Annotated in this window: 2 protein-coding genes and 1 pseudogene; all 3 read left to right on the top strand. The window is 39.6% G+C overall.

Translation table 11 applies throughout. From position 1 onward, the window contains the following. Positions 1 to 141 (top strand): annotated as a pseudogene (locus AC3AX0_RS11010) (glycine/betaine/sarcosine/D-proline family reductase selenoprotein B); the annotation flags it as partial. A 14-nt stretch (positions 142 to 155) separates the two neighbouring features. After that, the gene (locus tag AC3AX0_RS11005; protein WP_487550334.1) at positions 156 to 1,661 is read left to right on the top strand and encodes a glycine betaine uptake BCCT transporter; all 1,506 of its coding nucleotides are present in this window, start codon (positions 156 to 158) and stop codon (positions 1,659 to 1,661) included. A gap of 24 nt (positions 1,662 to 1,685) precedes the next feature. Beyond that, positions 1,686 to 2,624 carry a thioredoxin-disulfide reductase gene (trxB, locus tag AC3AX0_RS11000; protein WP_487550333.1) on the top strand — a complete coding sequence of 313 codons (939 nt, stop codon included), beginning with the start codon at positions 1,686 to 1,688 and terminating at the stop codon, positions 2,622 to 2,624. The last annotated feature ends 110 nt before the right edge of the window (positions 2,625 to 2,734 follow it).

Below are 2,734 nucleotides of genomic sequence, written 5' to 3'. Positions count from 1 at the left end.
ATTTCAATACCGTATCCTTTAGGAGATCCTAAAACATCAAAAGAGGAACAGTGGAAACTTAGATATCACCGTGTGTCAGTTGCTTTAGAAGCATTAACACAGGATATTGAAGAGCAGACAGTATTCAAGGTGAAGAAATAGGAGAGTGAATATTTATGACATCTTCAAAGAATGACACAAATATTTCTCATAAAAACAGCAAAGGGGTATATTATATTTCTTTGGTGATAGTATTCATCATAGCAGTTTGGGGATTGGTCTTTAATGACCATTTCTCAAACTCAGCTAAATGGCTCATGTCATTTTTACAAGTGAATTTTGGATGGATATATCTACTGTCCATGTTCATATTCGTAATTGTCGCTTTAATGCTTGGATTCAGTAAATATGGAAAGATTAAGCTTGGACCAGATGATTCGGAACCTGAATTCAGCACTGTATCATGGTTTGCTATGCTATTCGGCGCAGGAATGGGTATAGGACTGGTATTCTGGGGAGTTGCAGAGCCTATTTCACACTTTGTATCTCATTCTTCTCCAGGAAGTACGGAAGCTGCATCTTTCGCAATGAGAGCATCATTCAAGCACTGGGGATTTCATCCATGGGCAAACTACTCAATCATAGGTCTTGCACTTGCATACTTCCAGTTCAGAAAGGGATATCCTGCACTCATAAGCAGTATATTTGTTCCCATACTTGGTGAAGAAAGAGTTAAAGGACCGATTGGAAAGATAATAGACATACTGGCAGTATTCGCAACAGTTGCAGGAGTTGCAACATCACTTGGTCTTGGAACAATGCAGATAAACAGTGGAATGAGCTATGTGTTTGGACTTCCTGTAAATTCAACAGTTCAGATTGGTATTATTGCAGTCATTACAGTGTTATATATAGGAACTGCTGTAGCTGGAATTGAAAAGGGTATCAAACTTCTTGGAGATATAAACCTGTTTCTTGCTGGTGGATTGATATTGTTAACATTCATAGTTGGACCAAAGCTTTTAATGCTCACAATATTTTCAGAAGGAATGGGAACATATCTCAATAACTTCATAATAGATAGTCTTCACATGAATATTATGGGAGATAATTCTTGGATAAACGGATGGACAGTATTTTACTGGGCTTGGTGGATAGCATGGGCACCATTTGTTGGATCATTCATCGCAAGAATATCTAAAGGTAGAACAGTCAAAGAATTTGTAATAGGAGTTATATTTGCTCCTGCTATGGCATCATTCATCTGGTTTTCAATATTTGGAGGTCTTGGAATAAGCCTTGTTGACAAAGTTGGTCTCGAACAGCTTACAGAAATTGCAAAAGTGCCAGAAACAGCTCTATTTGCTGCATATAGTCAGTACAATTTTGGAACTGTGTTGTCATTCCTGGCATTGCTTCTCTTGTGTACATTCTTCATTACAAGTGCAAATTCAGCTACATTTGTACTCGGAATGTTTACATCAGGAGGAGACTTGAATCCTTCAACAAAGAAAAAAGTAATATGGGGTCTTGTTCAGTCTTTATTGGCAACTGCATTGTTGCTGGCAGGAGGCTTAAAGGCATTGCAGACAGCATCTGTAGCAGCTGCATTTCCATTCATATTCATAATGCTATTGGCCTGTGTGTCATTGTTCAAAGCATTCAGCAAAGAAGACGTATAGATATTTTGTAAACAGGAGAAAAACATGGAAAATATATATGATGTAATAATAATAGGAGCAGGACCTGCGGGTCTCTCCTCAGGTCTTTACGCTTCAAGAGCCAAGCTTAACACTTTGATTCTTGAAAAGGACAAGACGGGAGGACAGATAGTAACGACTGACGAGGTTGCAAACTATCCCGGATCCGTAGAGGACGCCACTGGACCTGCAATAATAGCAAGAATGGTTCAGCAGGCGGAGGAGTTCGGTGCAGTGAGAAAGAAGGACACTGTACTTGATGTCGACTTTGAAGGAGACATAAAGACTGTGAAATGCCAGAATGGCGAATATCAGGCAAAGGCAGTAATCATAGCTTCCGGGGCAAAGCCAAAGAAGATTGGCTGTGCCGGAGAAGTGGAACTTACTGGAAAGGGAGTTTCATACTGCGCAACCTGCGATGCGGACTTCTTCACGGATTTCGAAGTATTCGTAATAGGCGGAGGTGATTCTGCAGTAGAGGAAGCAATGTATCTCACTAAGTTTGCAAGAAAGGTAACGGTAGTTCATAGAAGAGACGAGCTGAGAGCAGCAAAATCCATTCAGGACAAGGCCTTTGCAAACGAGAAGATGGAATTTTTATGGAACTCTACAGTAGATGAAATCAAAGGTGACGGCATAGTTGAAAGTATTGTCTTTAAAAACATGAAGACAGGTGAAACTACGGAGTTCAATGCACCTGAAGAAGATGGAACATTTGGAATATTCCCCTTCATAGGATTCGAACCTTTAAGCCATCTTTTCAAGGGCAAGGTTGAAATGAATCAAGGCGGATACATAAAGACAGATGACAATATGAAAACTGACATTGAAGGAGTCTTCGCAGCCGGAGACATAAGAGTCAAGTCACTAAGACAAGTAATAACAGCAGCAGCCGATGGAGCAATAGCTGCGGTACAAGCTGAAAGATACATCGACAATATGTAATACAAGTCTAAAACTTGATTTTGCGTTAAGCCCGTTTCAATGCCAAAAATATATAGTTGAGTTTATTCATGAAATAGTAAGTGTATAGATGTTTCAACTGTACACTGGAT

The sequence above is a fragment of the Dethiosulfatibacter sp. genome, assembly GCF_983023055.1.
Note: the sequence above shows the minus strand (reverse complement) of the source record. Positions and strands in the feature narration are given on the sequence as shown.

Coding starts and splice junctions, on each gene's coding strand:
- AC3AX0_RS11005 (WP_487550334.1), top strand. CDS start 156: ATGACATCTTCAAAGAATGACACAAATATTTCTCATAAAAACAGCAAA.
- trxB (WP_487550333.1), top strand. CDS start 1,686: ATGGAAAATATATATGATGTAATAATAATAGGAGCAGGACCTGCGGGT.